This is a genomic window from Atlanticothrix silvestris CENA357 (assembly GCF_016056295.1).
Classification (GTDB): Bacteria; Cyanobacteriota; Cyanobacteriia; order Cyanobacteriales; family Nostocaceae; genus Atlanticothrix; species Atlanticothrix silvestris.
In genome coordinates this window covers 1-19,047 of record NZ_JAECZB010000050.1, presented here as the reverse complement: position 1 = coordinate 19,047, position 19,047 = coordinate 1, and the positions used below count along the sequence as shown (strand labels likewise).

The window sequence follows — 19,047 nt, the reverse complement described above, 5'->3', positions numbered from 1 at the left end:
AGCAAAGGCTCCGTGTAGCGCCACGAATGGCCACAAGCCACCCAGTTGGAACCAACGGGTGAGGTCGCCTTGTGCTTCTGGCCCCCACAGCAACAACAGGGAGTGTCCCATGCTGTCTGCTGGTGATGATACTGCTACTGTTAAAAAGTTACAGCCTTCTAAGTATGATGACGCTAACCCGTGGGTATACCAAGAGGTGACGAAGGTTGTACCGGTTAGCCAACCGCCTAGTGCCAGGAAGGCGCAAGGGAATAATAATATCCCTGACCAACCTACGAATACGAAGCGATCGCGCTTTAACCAGTCGTCTAGTACGTCAAACCACCCTCTACTACTGGGGGCGCGTCCTACTGCGATGGTCATTACAACAAATCTCCAAATGTTTATAAGTACAGGTTTACCTATAGATTTGCATTTTATAGCTATCCATAGGCAGAAAATTAACTAGGTTGTCAATCTAGTTTACAATTTTTTACCGACTCTAATAATTTTAGGTGTAAATCGCTAATTTTTCCAGTAGATTCTTAGTTGAATTTAATATTTAAATACAGAAAAAGGTTTTGGGTACTGGCTACCGGGTCTTAGAAAAAATTTTTAACTCTATCCAATAATCAACTCCTACTCCCCAGAAATCAGTCAGCTGACGCTAAAATGAGTCCTACAGTTAGATTTGATTAATGCTAAATGTTTACCATTGACTTGAGCATCAGAAACACTGCTTTTCCTGTATCAGTACAACGTAAGTCAGCTGAGGATGCTGAGGCCGTCTATCAGCTAATTTTGGCAGCAATGCGCTCTGGCAATCCTGACCTTGTGGAACTTAAATGCGAGGGCAAGACAGAGAAAAAAATTGCTGTGCGTGCTAGTGAAATTTCTGGAGTACAAATTGTTCAGAAAGATGGTACAACTCCTGGTGGTGGAAGACCTCCAGGCTTTTTTGCTGTAGCTGCTGAGTAACCAAGGTTGACAAATGGCGGAAGTAGGCATTGAGGTCAAGGATTTACATTTCAGTTGGCCTAATGGCGAGAAGGCGATCCAATCTTGCTCTCTAGAAGTACCAAGAGGGGAATTTTGGATGCTTTTAGGTACAAATGGCAGTGGCAAATCAACGTTACTCCGGCTACTGGCGGGGCTATTAGCTCCCAAGTCTGGTGAAATTTGGGTTTTACATCCTGTTGGCTTTGTCTTCCAAAATCCTGATCATCAATTAGTAATGCCAACTGTTGGTGCTGATGTGGCTTTTGGATTGGTGGAGGAAAAATTGCCACCTGCTGCTGTGAGAGCAAGAGTTAATGAGGCGCTGGGGGCAGTAAATTTGAGTGCCTTACAACTACGTCCTATTTATGCCCTGAGTGGTGGACAAAAACAGCGAGTAGCGATCGCTGGTGCGATCGCCCGTCGTTGCGAAGTCTTATTATTAGATGAACCCACAGCTTTACTCGATCCAGACAGCCAATTGGACTTAGTGGCTAGTGTCCGCCGCCTAGTCAAAAGTCGCGGTATTACAGCCCTATGGGTAACACATCGCCTAGATGAGTTGAATTACTGTGATGGCGCTTTCTTACTAGAAAATGGTTCTTTGATAGATCAGGGTGAACCCCAGCGCCTCAAAGAACTTCTAATGCAGGGACATAACCAAGCCTCCTAGGAATCTGGCAACCCAAAGTTGTCAAGAGAAGGAGGGCAGGGGGTATGAGGAAGACGCAGGGACGCGGGGAAAGATGAGGAAACTATGTGTTGCCTGTTGCTTTCGTCTTCTCGCAACTGACAACGACAACTAACAACTGACAAATAACTCAGCCTTCAGCCCTTTTTCCAGCTAATTAATCAGTAATTATTAACAACTGCGGCGCGCTTCTCAAGGGCGCGTTTGCAGTTGATGCAGTATTTTCAAGGTGAATTTTAGAATAACATCACATTTTTTGGTCTTCTGTAACATAGTGTTACAAGCAATGCTTCAATTACTATAAATCTTATGAATGGATCTTGTTAACTCTAGAAAATTGTGATTAAAAACCATGCCCCGTTCCATACTCCAAGCCGTTTTATTAGTGGACGGCTACAACATAATTGGTGCTTGGCCTTGCCTGAAAAAAACCCGTGATCATTCTGGGTTAGAAGCGGCGCGTGGGGAACTGGTTGAAGCAATGACAAATTACAGTGCATTTCAAGGTTATGAAACTCAAATAGTTTTTGATGCTCAATACCAAAATGCTGCTAGTAATAAACAAATTATTACCGAGCTTTTATCAGTTCATTTTACTGATTTCGGGCAAACAGCAGACACATACATCGAAAAAGCTTGTGCATCGTTGCGTCCTCATATCACCCAATCGCGGGTTTCTCGCGTAATTGTCGCTACATCAGATCGGGCGCAACAATTAATGGTACAGGGGTATGGAGCTGAATGGTTGTCGGCACAACAACTCTGTGGCGAAGTAGAAACCACGGTTTGTCGGATGCGGCATAAGTATCAATCACGCAAACAATCTAAAAGTAGATTTTTAGCTAGCACTATAGATGCCAAGGCGCGGCAGCGTCTAGCTGAATTGCGAATGGGATTACAGTAGATGCGAGTGAAAGCCTGTAATCGTCTACCAGTAAAGGTTATAGCGATAATACAATTATAATTAAGCATTTTAAAAAAAAATATTTTGGCCAAAGTACTTGCCATATCGTTCTATTGGGTTTAAGATTATAAATCGTGAGCGTTCCTCAGTAGCTCAGCGGTAGAGCGATCGACTGTTAATCGATTGGTCACTGGTTCGAATCCAGTCTGGGGAGTTAAAAAAGTGTGAAGAGCCAAAGATGAAGTCATGAAAGATTGAATTTCAAACTTTATCCTTCTGAACTTCAGAAACTATGGTTTATTGACCGATATGTGACGTTTCTTAATCATAGGTCGTTTCGTGCTTGTCCTAAGGCAATACTAGAAGTTCAACAACGTCTGCGTCTACATTTTTATGGGTTAGTTGTTACCTGGTGGATGGGTGGAATTAATGCAGCGCAACCATCAGCTAGTGGTAGAGGGTTAGAGGGTAGAAAGATCATTTGTGAAACCTTAGAAGTGCAACCACCTTGTCCAGAAGATATGATAGGTTCAATGGCAGTAGTGCCAATGCCTGCAAAGCTAGAACATCGTGATTTTATAGCTGTAGCACAATGAGTTGTTTGATAAACTTGGTATTCAAGTACAGATAGTTCCGTGGGAGGAATGACCTCGGTTGTTAGTGCGAATTTCTGCACAGATTTACAATACGCGATCGCAGTATGAGTATTTGGCAAAAGTGCTGGAGAAATTGCAGAAAAGTTGATTTATGTCAAGAGTATTTTAATAACGACTTTTGTTGTATTAGCTATTCTAAATAATAGAAAGGCAATATATACTGCCAGGGAAACACCTGCAATCTAGGCTTAAAAAAAGAAAAGCAATACTCCAAAAAATTCATATCATAAGGTGAATGGATATAGCTTTTTGATCAGAAATTGCTGTGGATTTATACCAAGTGTTTGCCTTGTTCAGAGGAGGGCTAACATGAAAAAGTTTTTGTATGGTACATTTTCTGGCGTGACTGCGGTTACAGCGCTGGTTATGACAATTTTATCAGTAACAGCACCAATTAGTGCTATCGAAAATCCGCCAGCGCTAAACGATTCACTTAACTCAATTTACCCCAGAGAGCCAAACTTTTTCACACGGGGAAGAGAGCAGTTTGAGAAAGAAATTCAACTTTTACTCAATAAAAGACATTCTTCTCCAGATACACCGCTAAAAATTAGTCCTGAACAGCAACAGATCCAAGAACAGCTAACACCACTGGAAAAGCCTCAAGTCTTACCGAGTGATACTGATAAATCTGACTCATAGAAATTAATAACTAAAGCTAGATATACAATTTTGGATTTTAGATTTTGGATTGGCAATTATTGTAGACTTGTTGCATAAATATTTTGGAGTTGTTGAATATTAGTGTGAAAAGCTCACGCAAATACAAGGTAGCGCGGTCTTCTCCCAAGGGGAGACGCTGCGCGATGGGGGTTTCCACGCCACTTGCTTTATGCCGGGGAACCCGTCCACCGCAGTGGCTCCCCATGAGCGACTGCCGAAAGGGTTCCCTCCGTTGTAGCGGCTGCCGCACAAAGGCGCAAAGAAGAGTGCGAAAATAAAGACTTTTGCAAGAGGTTTTGTCTGCTTGTTGGTACCGCTATCGCTCCACCCAACCTACAAATTTTAAATTTTATCCCTGTTCTGTCACTCTCGGAAAACAATAATCGAAGCAATATTCTGAAACTTTGATTGAGCCAAGCTTTGAGGCTTTATTTTCTAACAGTAACTAAAATTTATAGCCAAAACTTAGAAATTAAAGCCTCGAAAGGCTTTCAGCGATTGGGTTCTCCCAAAGTGATAAAAGAGGGTTATTTAATCTTCGATCCTGATAGTTAAAATGTACTATTTGTTGGCTTCTACAACTATAAGGTTGCTACAAGTTCCTTGAGGCGATCGCGTCCGTCGCGGAAGATAGGCCAACCATCTCCCACTAATACCGCTTCTACCTGACTCAGATCTGCCAGCCGACGAACAGAAGCAATTGCTTGCTCTCGATTCAGCAACTTTTCATCGGGCAAAATGGTCAAGCTACCTGCTTTACGTGCCCGCACTAAATCTCCTGTAATCAAGGTTGTTTCTTCTAGTAACAGAGCTAGTTCACCTGGGGTTTTAGAGCCTTGGAGTTCAATAGTCTTAAGTCCTGGTACTAACTCATCACCATCAGAGAGCCAGCGATCGCAAAGTAATGGGAAAGAGTCTTTTTCTCCCGCAGGGCCGGCTATTTTTGCATAGGTTTGATCAGCAATTTCTTTAGCCGCCCTAATATGTTCAGAGTTTGTCAGTACAATCCAAAGCACACCACCCAGAGATTGCAAATGATTCCAATCATGGTTAGATAGAGCTACTGGGTCAATCAAGATGTTACCACCGGGACGAATCCAGGCAATTCCATTGAAATCTATATTTCTCGCAGGATTGAAAATAGACCAGCCATATAAGTCAGAACGGTGTAGAGATTTCATAATAGTGCTGTATTAATAGTCATTCTCAATAATGTATCAATAATTTTGTCTATAAGTTCAAAAAGTAGTCGGTAAAGACAGATTTTGAGCTTATAGACCGTACTTGCCATGCTTTGTGCTGAAATGTGCGATCGCTTGTGAACAAATGAGCGATATTCAAAGGATGATGGATTGTATCCTTTGCTTTCTATCACAAGTATAAATATTTTTATGTAACCCTGGAATGATTGCTATTTAATTACTTTATTTACTAGAATTTTTTTGCAAGCTATTGCTATAATTATGCATAAATTCTTAAGTTTAATAAAGCACTAACAATCGAATAATGGTTACTTTTTTATAGCTGTATTTTTTTCGTAAAGATAGTAGTTATCTTTTATTATGGATATTGTTTTTTAGAGCGATGAAATATGGTGCATTTAGCGTTATCAGTTTCATTGTTCTTTCTGGCTATGTTTTGATGTTGCCAGTAGCAGGTTCTGAAAATGGTCGGCTATCAGGAAGTTTTATTAATTATATTAAAAGGCGATCGCGACGAATTTTACCGCTTTACTACATACAGCGTTTCTTGGTTGGGTATAGTACACCTTTTACGAAAAAAGGGGCTAGAGGCTAGGGACTAGAGGCGAAAGTAATGTACCTCATCCAAATGAAATATGCTGTAGCTCTTCTTTGAACGGTTATTCATGTCTAACTTTTTGAAAAAACGCAAAATGAAAGATGCGGTGAGTTAACATAAATTCAAATTTGGTACAGGGCATTGGCATTGTGAAGAAGTTACAAGGAGAGAATGGATAAGGACTAAAGGGTTTGTTTCTTCATCCTTTCCCTTTTTCTCAAGATTGTTTATGCCTCGTTTCCTTTTCTACATATCTTGTTTGTAGATTACTAACAACTGCGGAATATAATCATATCCATCTACACCAATAATTGCCATAATTTTAGGTCGATGTTGCTGTAATAAATTTTGGAAAGCTTCTGTTCCTACTTGCCCTTGGATTATTGTTAATAAACCCGCTGGTTGTCGCCATTCATTAGAAGAAATTTGCTCTAAAAGATACATTCCTAAGCTGCCAGTATAAACAGCTTTTTCAGAATTTTGCAGATGATAATAAGCTTCAGCTAAATAAGCTAAATTCCGCCCTTGGAGATACAAATCACCAGAAATTTGGGCTGTTTTAAAGCCATTTTCTAGATATTGAATTGCATCTTGCGGCTGTCCTATAACAAGATAGGCAACACCTAAGCTGCTAAAACATAAGGCTTTACTTTGAATATCGCCTAATTGTTCTGATAATTTTAAACCTTGTTTTAAATAACTAATTGGCATTTCATAATTTTCTGGTTCTATTTGTTCCAGCTTTTGCGCCTGCATGACTTCGCTGTAACCTAAATTGACCAGTGCATTAGCTTCTCCTGTGCGATCGCCTGCTTGCCGACTCAAAATTAATGCTCGCTGACTATGGTTAATTGCTTCAGCATAGTTTTGTTCTTGGACATAAGTACGGCTGAGGTGATTGAAATTGGCAATTTCGCAGGGGCGATCGCCTGCATTTCTGGCTATCTCTAATGCTTGTTGATGAAAGGTGATAGAACGCCGATATTGCCCTAATGCTCGTTGTGAATAACCTAAAAGTGTTAATATTCGCGCTTTTTCCTGGGTTCCGTCAACTCGGCGTAGTGGTTCATCGAGATAATCTAAGGCATCCCGCAAAGAGTTACCAGCGAAAGAGGCAAAAATCCCGCCATAAAGGGGAAAATATGGGCGTAGGGCAAAGGTTCGCAAAATCTGGAGCATGATTTGAGAAGCTGCATTGCTATAAATAGCCGTACTACGAAAACCGTTTGCTAATTGACTCCAAATCACTGCAAATGTCAAGAAAGTAGAAATTGACAATTTCGACCCTGCTTGCACATTGTAAGCTTGTTGATCAAACCAGTTAACTAAACCCCGTTGCACATATTGTAAAATCAATGCTATCTCTACCCAATCACTGAGGGTAACACCGCGTTGTCTTTCGGCAAATTCAATTGCAGATTGCTCCATCGCTAGAGTACGAAACAGTGTTTTGGGTAACTCACTATTAACTTGCTTTGCCCAAGTTGCCCACGGGCCATTTTCTCCAGGTACACCGCCAAATCCCAATTCTCGGTTTTGTTCATACATCCAACTTACTAAGTGGTCTTGGAGTCGCTGCCAAGCTGTTAAGCCACGGGTAATGCCTTGTGATATTTGCTGTAAATCAGCATCAGCCTGGGCAAATTGTTGTAAAGCTTTAGATAACTGCTGTAGTTGTTGGACATTCAGCGGTTGCTTTTGATTGGGGTCAGTAAAACGTAAAAATGTAGCTAGACGTTCATCAACAGAAGCTGTAGTGATTTCTCTGGCTGCTGAGGCGATTGCTTCTGTAGCTTTGTTTTGTTCTGAGTAGCGTTGCCATTGACTTTGAATGGTTTTGATTGCCCTCAAACTCCGGCTAGCCTTGGCTTTCTTGAGTTCATCTGTTTCATTATCTACTTGACTTTGGATAGCACTGAAGCGATCGCTTAAAACTAGTTCAAATATTTCCCCCGTGCCGGAGGTTATGCTTTTTTGCAACATTTGGTACACCATCTCTACAGAGCTAATTTTGCCCTGGAGGGTGAGTTGGACGATTTCGTCGATTAAAGCGAGATAGCGATCGCGCAATGGCAGAGATTCTGTCACTTTAGCTGCTGGAGAACATCACATTAATTCTAATTCTAGTTCCGACACTAAGGAGAGAACATTACTTTAAGTCATGTAAATATAGGCTAGGCCATACTTAGCTTTGTTTGAATTAGGGAACTCCAAAAAATAAATTATTCCGCTTTAAGTTGTTGACTGTTGACTGTCAATGGAATATTTTTTTTCTTGGAAGTCCCTTACGAATTAAGAATTATCTGCAAATATACCTGCAAAGAAAGTTACTATTTCAGACCAAGCAGAGGTCGTGGCAGCTGAATCGTAACGATAACCGTCGTCACGCATGAAGGTATGTTCTGCTTCATATAAAACTACTTTGTAAGTTACGTTGGCATTTTCTAGAGCTTTGATTAAAATTTGACGGTCATTTTCCGGTACGTGAGGATCAAGAGTTCCTAGTACAATGAGCATCTCACCATTAACTTCACTTACACGGTGGATTGTATCGGCTATCCCCTGACCCAGTTTGCCACTGGGAATGCCAGTCGGGTAACAGCAGACAGAAGCTCTAATTTCACTTTGAAAGGCTGCTCGAAAAGCTAAGTGTCCACCAATACAAAAACCTAGTGTGCCTATTTGACTAGGAGCAACCGAACTATCTGCTTTCAAAAAATCAATCACAGCACGACAATCAGCATCATAATCTGCGATCGCAGTCCGACGAGCATCATCATTACCCCGCATTCGACCAAGATCATCTGGCTCAATAACCAAACCAATTGGCTCCAGGCGATGAAAAATTTCTGGAGCTGCTACGACATAACCATATCCAGCTAGGTAATTAGCTAGACGAATCATCGCCCCACCTAGCTGGTAAATATCGCTATAGAACAAAATACCTGGGTAAATACTTGGTGGTTTAGGAGATGCTACATAAACGCGCATCAAACTGTCATTGACTTTCAACTCGATATTGCGTTTGGTGATTTGCACTTTGTTGCCTCTCTATAACGCTTACTTTCATTAGCTTCTACATCAGCGGGTAGTGAAATCTGGATACTTATCATCTGATCAGCTGCGCGGCGGAATTGAAAAACTGGCGGCACAAACCTTTAGTAACTAAAATCGCTGTTAACAAGTTGCTAACAGCAACCATAAAAATAATTAAAATTTCGTAGGAGATCGCATCAAGGGGTGTCACTCCCGCCAGTAATTGTCCGCTGGTGATTCCTGGTAGTGCTACCATACCGATTAACATCATTTGATTGAGTGTAGGGAGGAATGCAGCTCTAATAGCTTCTTTGCGGTACTGGCTAACTGCTTGCCCAGGAGTTGCGCCTAAACTTAAGTGAGTTTCTATTTCTAAAGAAAGGGTATTAATGGTGCTAACAAGACGTTCACCAGCGATCGCTGCTGCATTCATGCTATTACCAATAATCATTCCCGCCAAGGGAATTACATATCGTGGTTCATACCATCGATTCGGTTGAATAATCAACATATTGGTGTAAAGCAATGTTAAAGCAGTACTAACTAAAATTGCACCCCATACTAAAGCCAAGAGATATGGAATTTTTTGGCTGATGCGATTTCGTGCGACAATCGCCGTTATTGTCAGCATTATTGCTAATATCGCCAAAACCGCCCAAGGATTATCCAAAGCAAAGATGAAGTCTAAAACGTATCCCAGTACGAGTAGTTGTAGGATGGTTCTGCCCGTAGCGATCGCTAAGCTTAACTCTAGTCCCAATTTTTCCCAAGCAGATAAACCAATAGCGATCGCCATTAGTCCTACAGCAACAGCCAAATCAACTAAGTCTAACTTGATTAAATCTGGCATGAGTTCTTTACCTCCTGGGATTTTGTGATCAGAACAACATACACACCTGGAACTTTAATTCCAAGTGTCGGATCTTGGTTGATATGTATCATCTTTTCTACCAAGCAATGGTATCCTTAACCATAAAATAATTTCAGTAAAAACCCTTCTTTGATGCGTATCAGGGGCGACAGTCTTTTGCAGGCTTTTTGAACACTTCAATCAGCAAAAATCGATTGTCGAAGAGCATCCTTTGTATCTTCAGATAAAATTAAACTCATGATCCAAAGCATAAATTCTATTCCTGCCTTTGATATCAAGCAACAATACGTCACTATCGAAGCAGAAGTAAGTGCAGCCGTTTTAGAAGTTTTGTCGTCTGGCCGTTATATTGGCGGCCCTTTAGTAGAAGCTTTTGAACAACAGTTTGCAGCCTATCATGGTGTTACTAATTGTATAGCTTGTAACTCTGGCACTGATGCGCTTTTCTTAGCATTGCGAGCTTTAGAAATTGGTATAGGCGATGAAGTAATCACCACACCCTTTACCTTTGTCGCCACGGCTGAGGTGATCAGTGCTGTAGGTGCAAAGCCGATTTTTGTTGATATAGACACTACTACATTTAATTTAGATTTGCAGCAAGTAGCTGCGGCGATTACACCCAAAACCAAAGCCATTATCCCAGTGCATTTATTTGGACAACCTGTGGATATGACAGCACTGATGGCGATCGCTTCGTCTCATAATTTAGCTGTAGTTGAAGATTGCGCTCAATCTACAGGTGCAAGTTGGGATGGTCAAAAGGTTGGCAGCATTGGCCATGTAGGTTGTTTTAGTTTTTACCCTACTAAAAATTTAGGTGGTTGTGGCGATGGTGGAGCGATTACGACTAATGATCCTGAACTTGCTGCTAAGTTAAGAGTACTCAAAGAGCATGGACAGAAAAATCGCTACTACTACGAAGAAATTGGTGTAAATAGCCGCTTGGATACTATGCAAGCGGCTATTCTGCAAATTAAGCTGCGTTATCTCGATCAATGGAATAATCAACGGCGGGCGATCGCCGCTTATTACCAGCAGTTTCTAACTCAAGTTCCCGGTATCATTGCACCCCAGGAATTAGCTGGAGGACTTAGCGTGTGGAATCAATACACCATTCGCATCTCCAGCGAAGGGCGAAATGGTTCTAGCACGACATATCGAGATTCAGTACGTAGTCAATTGCAAGAACGGGGAGTAAGTTCAATGGTTTACTATCCCCATCCTTTACATTTACAGCCAGTTTATCAACATCTAGGTTATCAGCCAAAACAATTGCCAGTAGCAGAGTTAGCTTGTCATGAGGTTTTATCTTTGCCCATGTTCCCAGAATTAACCCATGAACAGCAAGACCAAGTGATTTATGCACTGAAAGATTGTTTGGTTTAATAGAGTGCTGAGGAGCCACACTACTACAGTGGCTCCCAAATAACTATTTTGGCAACCTGTCCGCCGCAGGGGCTATTATTTTTTATTAACTTGTTGGCGATTGTGCCGAGTGCAGTGCTGTATGCGATCGCATAACATAGATTTCAATCAATGCCTGTCTCTAATTATCAAGGCTTTACTTATGGGTCTTGGCACAAGTAAGCAAAAATTAAGCAACGAAATTTTCTTATCTTACTCCTAAGCCTTATTAATCAAAGCTTTTGGTAGCCAATGCTGTTAACTGTTCTTGGTCGGTCGGGGCTAGTAGATGGGAAAAATATTTAGCCAATGCCGAGCATCTCTATTGCACGGTCGCACATTAGTAGGCTTTTATGAAGTTATTAAAAAGCAATTAAGCTGTTATTTTAAGTTTATTTAAACGTTTACTTAACTGTCTTAACTGTCTTATCTGTCCTTGTCTTTTGTGCTTTGAAGAGTGAATATATTTTTAATCGTTTTATAAATTGGGTAGCCGCCGAGATACCTGTAAAAAGAGACACGTTGTAAATAAATATTGCAAACATCTCCTTGCTTATTTACTAACTTGCCCAAAAATTATGTAGGGCGAATCAAATTTTTGCACGGTAAAACCAAGCTTTTACGCCTTTCCGTCCTTTACACTTGCCCATAAATGACCCTTTTCGGGAATTTCTTCATTTGAATAGTTAAGTTTAGGTTGAGGCTGAAACAACGGTAAATCAAGGTTTTTGACAATTAGCTTTATAAAACTTTACAACGTGTCCCATTTTGCAGTTATCTCGGTGGCTACCCAATTGCATTCAACTTCAATGGAGAATTAAAATGGAAAATCAAAAAAGATATGTCAAGTTATCTGTGGGACACGAGCTTGTAGGAGTTAAATACGAATACAAACACTTTTTAACATCGACCTGTACAGAATCGTACAGTAAGTATCTGTGCTTATCTACTGATGATGCCTATGTTGCCTATTTTACGATGGAGATTTTTGATACTGATCGATGTTCCTTCAAGTTTTATGATGGTCCCTATAAAGACAAATGGCTAACCTACAACGGTGGCTATCTCTACGTTCAATCCGACTACAGTTATTTAGCTGGTGATTTTAGTGATAACGGATCTACCGTGAAATTATTTACTATTAGGAATGGAACTAAACATTGGTTCAAAAAAGGGAACAAGTACAAAAATGATGCTTGCGACAATTTTTTCTATATCGTGACAACGACTAATGAGAGTGATGCACTCACTTTTAATCTCACAGACATTTCTTCTAGTCTCCTCGACCCCCGCGATCGCCCCATCTCAAATCCTTTGAAAAAAGCCTATTTTTTCAAAGGAGGCCAGTATATCCAGTTTGATATTGCTGCTGATCGAGCCGATGAGGGTTATCCAAAACCGATTAAAGACAATTGGCCTGGATTACATGCCTTCGCTGACGAGTTCGATGCTGCTCTACATTGGGACAATGAGAAGATTTATGTGTTCAAAGGCTCTGAGTATATTCGCTACGATGCGCCTACTGCTCAAATTGATAGTGGTTATCCAAAACCGATTAAAGACAATTGGGCTGGAATGGATGGCTTCGATCAAGATATTGATGCTGCCGTCAATCTAGACAAGGGCAAAGTTTATTTCTTCAAAGGTAGTAATTATGCTCGCTATGAGATTGCTGCCGAGCGAGCCACAGGTGATAGTTTTCACATTGCATCTTATTGGCCTGGAGTTCATTTTTTAAATATCGATGCCGCCCTGAATCTAGGTAATGGTAAAGTTTATTTATTCAGCGGATCTGAGTTTATTCGCTACGATATTGCTGCCGACAAAGCCGATGAGGGTTATCCAAAACCGATTAAAGGCAATTGGACTGGACTAGATGCCTTTGCCGATGGAATCGATGCTGCGACTGCGTTTTAGCCAACGATTTTAGCCAGAAGCTCAAAATCTTCAAAACCATCGATTTTCGGCGTTCCTAAATCGGAGTATGAATTTACATTTTTCGAGATAACTAAACAACTATTCTTTACCCCAGCCTTAAATATGAAGGCGGGGGTTATTTACAGCATATTCGGAGCTTATGAGGTACAGTAGCAGCAATTCGTAAACCAATTTTTGAGATGTTTAGAAAGTAGTAGTTATACCAATGACCCAAACCTCTAATGGGACTGACACACCCAGTTTAAGAATCAAAAATGTAACTTCTTCAGGTTTTGAGATCAGTATTGACGAAGTTGTTGGTATTGGCAATCGAAGTGATGGCAATCATACCTCCGAGATAGTCGGTTGGGTAGCTTACGGACTACAACTATCAACAGAAATTTAAGGCTATGTAGTTAAGCCCTTCACTCTTATTGCCTTAAATAAGAACTAACTTTTCTTTGACCGACTTCTGAATTTTCAGGAGTCGGTTTTTTCCCTTTATTTCTTCTTACAAGCGATCACTTATAGTGGAGCGTAGCCTATAGCCTTTGCTTCGCAAGGAAGTTTTGCAGTACTGGCTACCTGAAACTTTTGCCAACAGTGATTGATAGCCTTTGCAAAGGAGCCGTCTCTTACTTGCTTTTCTTAACTTAGCTGAATAAGCGTTCTAATAACCCAGTAAAAATTCCAAATATTTGCATACTATTCTTGTTAATAGCCTGGAACTGAAGTTCCAGGCAGTTTATGTTACCCAGCTTTCAACGCTCGTGTTGCTGCTAAAGCTTCTACTAAGCCACGCACAGCAGCAATCATGGCTACTTCGCTATTGAGTTGGTTAATAGCAGAACCAACACCAACACCAGCTGCACCAGAGGCTAAAGCTAATGGTGCTGTGACGTTAGAAATACCTGAAGCACACAATACAGGTACTGATACTGTGCGGGAAATTTCATAAGCTGCTGCCAAGGTGGGAGCAGCTTTTTCAATTAATCCCAAAGTTCCAGGGTGAGATGGGTTGCTGCTAGTACCACCTTCGGTTTGAATAATATCGGCTCCAGCTTTGACTAGTTCCTCTGCTAATTGCACCTGTTGATCTAGGGTCAGAATGTGAGGAACGGTAACAGATAAGGTAATTTCTGGGAGTAAGGCGCGAGTTTGGTGAGTTAGTGCCAAAACTTCTTCAGCCTCAAAACGCCGTCCTTGGGCATAAAACGAGTCAAAATTGCCGATTTCAATCAAATCTGCACCAGCTGCTACAGCTTGAACAAATTTTTCTGGTTCTACTGCTGATACACAGACTGGTAAATTAATCAAGTTTTTAGCTAGTTGAACTAAAGCAGGATCGGCGGCAATATCAACAAAAGTAGCACCGCCAAGTTCAGCAGCTTTAATAATAACAGCGACGCGATCGCTATCAAAGTTATTCAAACCGCTAATTACTTTCAGGACGCGGTGGTTGGTAAATGCTTGTTGGAGAGTAGAATGCATTGTCATGGTTTCGTTTTTTGTAGCTACGAAAATAAGGTCTATTCTACCGTCCCTCTGTTGAAGGGAGTGGAGAGCCAGCCAAAATAACTATGACATTTGCAAAATCTTAATAGTTTGGCTATTGGGAATGTTCGCCATTTGTAAAGAGTTATAGGCTTGACTCAATTACAAAAAGCCACCTTGAGAATGATGGGGGTTGCCAATCTTGCTCGAAGATACCCGTAAGTGATTGACGCAGACTTACTAATAGCGATCGCCTACGTATAGCATCGATCAAAACATCAAAAGATTGTAGTTGTGTTATTTAGAGTATTTGCGGTGATTCAATCATGGCGATCGCTCGGCCGATTCCCCGTGATGCACCAGTAAAAATTGCAACTTTTCCTACTAAACCTGCCTTAGATTTATTTCACTTGTGTTAAAGATATTTATTACCTTAGTAATGTTTCAAAAAATGATTGAAGAATACATTTGCTGTAGAGACGGCCATTTATCGCATCTCTGCAACTAAGATTCAGGAACAATCGGAACGCCATCCTTCAGATTCAGAAGTCCTGAAATGACAATTTTGTCTTCTGGTTTTAATCCTTCAAGAACTTGGTAATTATTGTTTCTGATATCACCTAACTTCACTGATTTTCGTCTAGCTACTAATTGAGAAACTCCTTTGGGTGATGTTTGTGTTTGCGCTACATAGACAAAAGCTTCCCCAGCGACACGAGAGATTGCTGTAGTTGGGATTAAGACTCCAGAACGTTGATTCCAAACCACTCTAGCCCGCACTAATTGATCTGCCCGTAACTGACCTTGTGAATTGTTAAACAGTGCTTTGATTAATATCGATTGAGTATTATTGCTAGCACTTGGTGAAATTAAAAATACTCTACTAGTGCCTATGGTTTTACCTTGTGTATTCATAATCTCCACAGGCATTCCTTTACGTAATTGTGCCCCTCGCTCCAGTGGTACAAATATTTTGACTTCTAAAGGTCGATTCTGAGTAATGGTAACTAGTTCGGTGGAACTATTAACAAAATCACCTATTTTCACTAGGATGTCACCAACTGTGCCCCCAAAGGGAGCTGTAATTCTGTAGTACTGAAGTTTGACTTCTTGACCTTCAGTGTTTGCTTGAGCTTGCTGCAAGTCTCTTTGCGCCTGCAAGATAGTAGCCTGTTGTGCTTGAATCTTAGAATTAATGGCATCAAGATTAGCCTTAGCCGTAGCCAGCCGATTGGCATATTGATCTTTAGTCTGTTGAGATACGGCTCCCTCATCTGCCAAATTTTCATACCTTTCGTAGTCTTGCTGATTTAATTGCAAATCAGCAATGTTGGATAATCGTTCTGCTTCCAGGGATTTAAGAGTAGCACGGGCATTTTCCAGCTGTGTCCTAGCCGCTTGAACCGCAGCATCGATACTACTGACTGCTGTTTTTTGTTGCCTAGGATCTATTTGGATAACTGCTGCTCCTGCTGCAATTGGATCTCCTGATCTGACAAATATTTGGGTGACTTGACCTTGAATTTTCGGCTGGAGCTTTACCGAACGTCGGGACTCAAGGCTGGCAATAAAATCTGTGCTATCTTCTATTGTACCAATTTGCACTGGTGTTATCTTGACTCGTACCCCTGGAGTTTGAGCATTAGTAGTTAAAGGTTCTTTATTGGTGGGAGTGAGTAAACGCCAAACTATAGCTGTTCCACCCCCTATCAGTAGTATTAAAGCTAAAAATAACCGAAGCCACCGCCGTTGTTTGGGAGGTGGCTCATAAGAAGTTTGTGGAACATTTTCTCCAAAATCAGTTTGAGGCTCAGGGGATGTCATGGCTTAAAGAGAACCTAAAAACAAATTAACAAATTAAATATAACTGCATCAGGATTTGGGCTGTGGAAGTGGGATAAAAGTACTGATTTAGGATGAGGTATTATGATGAGTTGTATGATATATTATCTCAAATATACAGCCTTAGAGAGTTTGCATAATCTACCCAAAGGTCAATGATATATACTCTACTCCTATAGATAGTTAATTCATTTAGTAAGCATAGTTATCAATATGACTATTAACCTATCTACAGTAGTTATGCAGTCAATATTGACTTAATACAAATTTTATGAATATTGAATAACTTCAACAACACAGCTATGACAAGTTATTTAGCTCTAAAACATCTCTTGAGTGCGTTTGGATTAAAATCACATAATCTCTGGAAGTTAATTTTTCACACTCAAAACAAAATATTTTAGAATTATTAAGTTAGGTTCTCCTTTTAAATTTTTATTTGCTGTATCATCAACGACACAATTTTATAAATTTAAGATCAGGAAGAATATTCTGCTTAAATAACTAATTTTGGTATGTTGCATGTTGTAAAAATTTAAATTACTAACTTTTAAAGATCAAGGTTTTTATCTAAGATTAGAGTGAGAGTAAGTGACCAGAAAACACAGCAAATTTTTCTTGAGCAAAAGCTATTTTTTCTTGAAGTCCCGAAAGTTTTGGCAAAGTACTATTGATCGCTTCTAATCGTGGTATTAAACCCTCTCGATTGGCAATTTGAATCGAAAGTCCAGGACGCGCATTGATTTCTAATAAAAGTGGCCCTTTTTCGCGATCAATAACAATATCAACCCCAAGATAGCCAAACTCGGTTTTATCGCCTAACTTGGCAGCCATTTCTAAAATAGTTTGCCAATGAGGGATATGGCGATCGCATAACGAATGTCCCGTTTCAGGATGATTGTCAATGTAGCGGTTGTTTTGAATCCCAGCCAACGTCTTGCCAGTAGATAGATCGATGCCAACGCCAACGCCACCTCTGTGTAAATTTGCCTTACCGTCGGAAGCTCGTGTTGGCAGGCGCAACATTGCCATTGCCGGAACCCCTCGATAAACAATTACCCGAATATCGGGGACACCTTGATAAGCAATTTGATCAAAGATCGGATCGAACTGTACGGCGTATTCAATGATGGCGACATCGCTGTTGCCTCCTAGTGAAAACATCCCACTGAGAATGTTGTAAATGTGATACTGTAAGTCTTCCGTTGTGAGAATAAAATCATTTGTTTTACGATAGCCTTCATTTGTCACATCTTTAATCACTACGATGCCATCCCCACCACTCCCCCTCGCTGGTTTGACCACAAAAGCTTTGCGTCCACTAACAAGCTTTGATAATGTCTTTACTTCATTTTGAAAAGTAATGACACCATAGGTTTCTGGAACCTGTACGCCAATACTTTGAGCTATTTTTTTGCTTTCTAGTTTAGAGTCGGCAAGACGATAAATCCGACGGGGATTAGTGGGGAAAATATAGTCCAAGTTACGAGCGTTAATTCCTAAAATGCCGTAACGCCCAAGTGAAAATGGAAACATACCAGCTTACCCCTTTGTTTGATTCAATTGTTTCTGGAGCGATATAAAGCGGAAATACTCAATGAGCTTGTAGCCGTTGTAGCGTCCTACCAAGATATTGATTCCTAAAACCACTAACAACAGTTCCGGGAAGACAAATACCCAATGTTCTACATAGTCGTTAATCATGCAAAAATACCCAATGACTGCGGCTAAAACCGTGCTAAGTCCAGCAATTATAGTTTCTCTTGCACCATTTTCTTCCCACATCATTGATGCTCTTTCAATAGTCATTGCAAGGATCACAATCGGGAATAAAGACACCGATAAACCCAGACTAATATCGAGACTTTCCATCACAACTGCTAACAAACCTACTACCAAGACAGTTGCAGTTAAAATTGCGGCGAGTCGAGGCACAATTAAAAGCTGTAATTTATTTAAGTAGCCACGAAACAGCAGCCCGATAATCACTACTAGCACGAATAGCGGGATGCCAGTAAATAATCCAGTCTGCCGAAAAGCAAGAGAAATTAGGATTGGCGTAAACGTACCGAAGGTTTTTAACCCGATCATCTGGTGCAAAATAGAGATAATTAACGCACCTATAGGGATGAGGACAAGTACCTGAAAGACTCGCTGAGATGCTAGGGGCAGGCTAAGAAAAGAATATTCGATAAAGGGATTGGTGACTCTTCTACCGCGCCAAACGGCTCGTGTTAGTCCATTGTCGGTATTAGGCTGAACGACGACTTCTAAATCGACGTTGCTGGCTCCTTGGGCTTGTAGAACCCGATCTGAACCGTACCACCAAGTTAAATAGCGGTCTTGCTCTTTAAAAGTACGGTCAACGGGATCGAATGCTAACCAGCGATCGCCTGATTGCACCTCTAGCCATTCAACAAAATCAGCGGAAGGGGTGACAAAGAAGCTACAAAGCAGACTGGATAAGAGACATAGCACGTAGACCCTTGCGAAAATAGGGTAGTTTACTGGGCTTTAAACGCATTAAATCATGAGCTAAATCAGCCCAAAACTCCATTGCACCCACCCATAATTGGCCATACAAACCAACCCAAAATGCGCTATGTCGGCGATGTAGTCGGTTTAATTCCTTCAGACGACCAATATATTTTTGTAATCCCATTTGACGAGAGTTACGACCTGCTAAAACAGCACAAGTATAGGCGATAGCAATTAATAAAATCAGTGCCATCAATCGTTGACCATCAGCAGAAGTAGATTCAAGATTATAGCCACCAGTCTTGCAATCACGGAA

At 40.8% G+C, this 19,047-nt stretch carries 16 protein-coding genes, 1 tRNA gene and 3 pseudogenes; 10 read left to right on the top strand and 10 right to left on the bottom strand.

Annotated elements, in window-relative coordinates; genetic code table 11:
* Positions 1 to 363: pseudogene (locus tag I8751_RS16690) on the bottom strand (photosystem II D2 protein (photosystem q(a) protein)); the annotation flags it as partial.
* 321 nt (positions 364 to 684) lie between these two features.
* Between I8751_RS16690 and I8751_RS16685 the strand changes: the two are divergent.
* The 6 genes from I8751_RS16685 (at position 685) to I8751_RS16660 (ending at position 3,868) form a co-directional block, all read left to right on the top strand.
* Complete coding sequence (locus I8751_RS16685) at positions 685 to 957, top strand: hypothetical protein (protein WP_214440266.1); 273 nt, start codon at positions 685 to 687, stop codon at positions 955 to 957.
* A 13-nt stretch (positions 958 to 970) separates the two neighbouring features.
* Entirely contained in the window at positions 971 to 1,648 is a 678-nt protein-coding gene (locus I8751_RS16680) for an ABC transporter ATP-binding protein (RefSeq protein WP_214440265.1), read from the top strand.
* A gap of 370 nt (positions 1,649 to 2,018) precedes the next feature.
* Complete coding sequence (locus I8751_RS16675; RefSeq protein ID WP_214440264.1) at positions 2,019 to 2,570, top strand: NYN domain-containing protein; 552 nt, start codon at positions 2,019 to 2,021, stop codon at positions 2,568 to 2,570.
* A 142-nt stretch (positions 2,571 to 2,712) separates the two neighbouring features.
* Positions 2,713 to 2,784 (top strand) — tRNA-Asn (locus I8751_RS16670).
* A 40-nt stretch (positions 2,785 to 2,824) separates the two neighbouring features.
* Positions 2,825 to 3,166: a hypothetical protein gene (locus I8751_RS16665; RefSeq protein ID WP_214440263.1), complete on the top strand. Its 342-nt coding sequence runs from the start codon at positions 2,825 to 2,827 to the stop codon at positions 3,164 to 3,166.
* 369 nt (positions 3,167 to 3,535) lie between these two features.
* Positions 3,536 to 3,868 (top strand): hypothetical protein, encoded by a 333-nt coding sequence (locus I8751_RS16660; protein ID WP_214440262.1) that lies wholly within the window; start codon positions 3,536 to 3,538, stop codon positions 3,866 to 3,868.
* A 602-nt stretch (positions 3,869 to 4,470) separates the two neighbouring features.
* On the opposite strand, the gene I8751_RS16655 is transcribed toward I8751_RS16660, so the two are convergent.
* Entirely contained in the window at positions 4,471 to 5,070 is a 600-nt protein-coding gene (locus I8751_RS16655; RefSeq protein ID WP_214440261.1) for an MBL fold metallo-hydrolase, read from the bottom strand.
* A 382-nt stretch (positions 5,071 to 5,452) separates the two neighbouring features.
* Here I8751_RS16655 and I8751_RS16650 point away from each other — a divergent pair.
* Positions 5,453 to 5,641, top strand: a pseudogene (locus tag I8751_RS16650) (acyltransferase family protein); the annotation flags it as partial.
* 294 nt (positions 5,642 to 5,935) lie between these two features.
* Here I8751_RS16650 and I8751_RS16645 read toward each other — a convergent pair.
* The 3 genes from I8751_RS16645 to I8751_RS16635 form a co-directional block, all read right to left on the bottom strand.
* Positions 5,936 to 7,777 (bottom strand): tetratricopeptide repeat protein, encoded by a 1,842-nt coding sequence (locus tag I8751_RS16645; RefSeq protein WP_214440260.1) that lies wholly within the window; start codon positions 7,775 to 7,777, stop codon positions 5,936 to 5,938.
* 204 nt (positions 7,778 to 7,981) lie between these two features.
* Complete coding sequence (locus I8751_RS16640) at positions 7,982 to 8,728, bottom strand: dienelactone hydrolase family protein (protein WP_214440259.1); 747 nt, start codon at positions 8,726 to 8,728, stop codon at positions 7,982 to 7,984.
* Between the two features lie 70 nt (positions 8,729 to 8,798).
* Positions 8,799 to 9,575 (bottom strand): ABC transporter permease, encoded by a 777-nt coding sequence (locus I8751_RS16635; protein ID WP_214440258.1) that lies wholly within the window; start codon positions 9,573 to 9,575, stop codon positions 8,799 to 8,801.
* A gap of 258 nt (positions 9,576 to 9,833) precedes the next feature.
* Here I8751_RS16635 and I8751_RS16630 point away from each other — a divergent pair, with 258 nt between their 5' ends.
* From I8751_RS16630 to I8751_RS16620, 3 genes are all read left to right on the top strand, one after another.
* On the top strand, positions 9,834 to 10,982 hold the full coding sequence (locus I8751_RS16630) for a DegT/DnrJ/EryC1/StrS family aminotransferase (protein WP_214440257.1): 1,149 nt from the start codon (positions 9,834 to 9,836) through the stop codon (positions 10,980 to 10,982).
* An 840-nt stretch (positions 10,983 to 11,822) separates the two neighbouring features.
* Positions 11,823 to 12,917 carry a hemopexin repeat-containing protein gene (locus tag I8751_RS16625; RefSeq protein ID WP_214440256.1) on the top strand — a complete coding sequence of 365 codons (1,095 nt, stop codon included), beginning with the start codon at positions 11,823 to 11,825 and terminating at the stop codon, positions 12,915 to 12,917.
* Between the two features lie 226 nt (positions 12,918 to 13,143).
* On the top strand, positions 13,144 to 13,323 hold the full coding sequence (locus I8751_RS16620) for a hypothetical protein (RefSeq protein WP_214440255.1): 180 nt from the start codon (positions 13,144 to 13,146) through the stop codon (positions 13,321 to 13,323).
* A 344-nt stretch (positions 13,324 to 13,667) separates the two neighbouring features.
* Here I8751_RS16620 and I8751_RS16615 read toward each other — a convergent pair whose 3' ends face one another.
* The 5 genes and pseudogenes from I8751_RS16615 to I8751_RS16595 all read right to left on the bottom strand — a co-directional run.
* Positions 13,668 to 14,414, bottom strand: a complete 747-nt coding sequence (locus I8751_RS16615) for a DUF561 domain-containing protein (RefSeq protein WP_214440254.1) — start codon at positions 14,412 to 14,414, stop codon at positions 13,668 to 13,670.
* A gap of 501 nt (positions 14,415 to 14,915) precedes the next feature.
* On the bottom strand, positions 14,916 to 16,235 hold the full coding sequence (locus tag I8751_RS16610) for an efflux RND transporter periplasmic adaptor subunit (RefSeq protein ID WP_214440253.1): 1,320 nt from the start codon (positions 16,233 to 16,235) through the stop codon (positions 14,916 to 14,918).
* Positions 16,236 to 16,829: 594 nt separating this feature from the next.
* Positions 16,830 to 17,789 (bottom strand): alpha-L-glutamate ligase-like protein, encoded by a 960-nt coding sequence (locus I8751_RS16605; RefSeq protein ID WP_214440252.1) that lies wholly within the window; start codon positions 17,787 to 17,789, stop codon positions 16,830 to 16,832.
* Between the two features lie 6 nt (positions 17,790 to 17,795).
* Positions 17,796 to 18,731: a 7TM domain-containing protein gene (locus I8751_RS16600; protein WP_318780338.1), complete on the bottom strand. Its 936-nt coding sequence runs from the start codon at positions 18,729 to 18,731 to the stop codon at positions 17,796 to 17,798.
* Positions 18,700 to 19,047 (bottom strand): annotated as a pseudogene (locus tag I8751_RS16595) (IS4 family transposase); the annotation flags it as partial. The gene I8751_RS16600 and the pseudogene I8751_RS16595, both read right to left, overlap by 32 nt.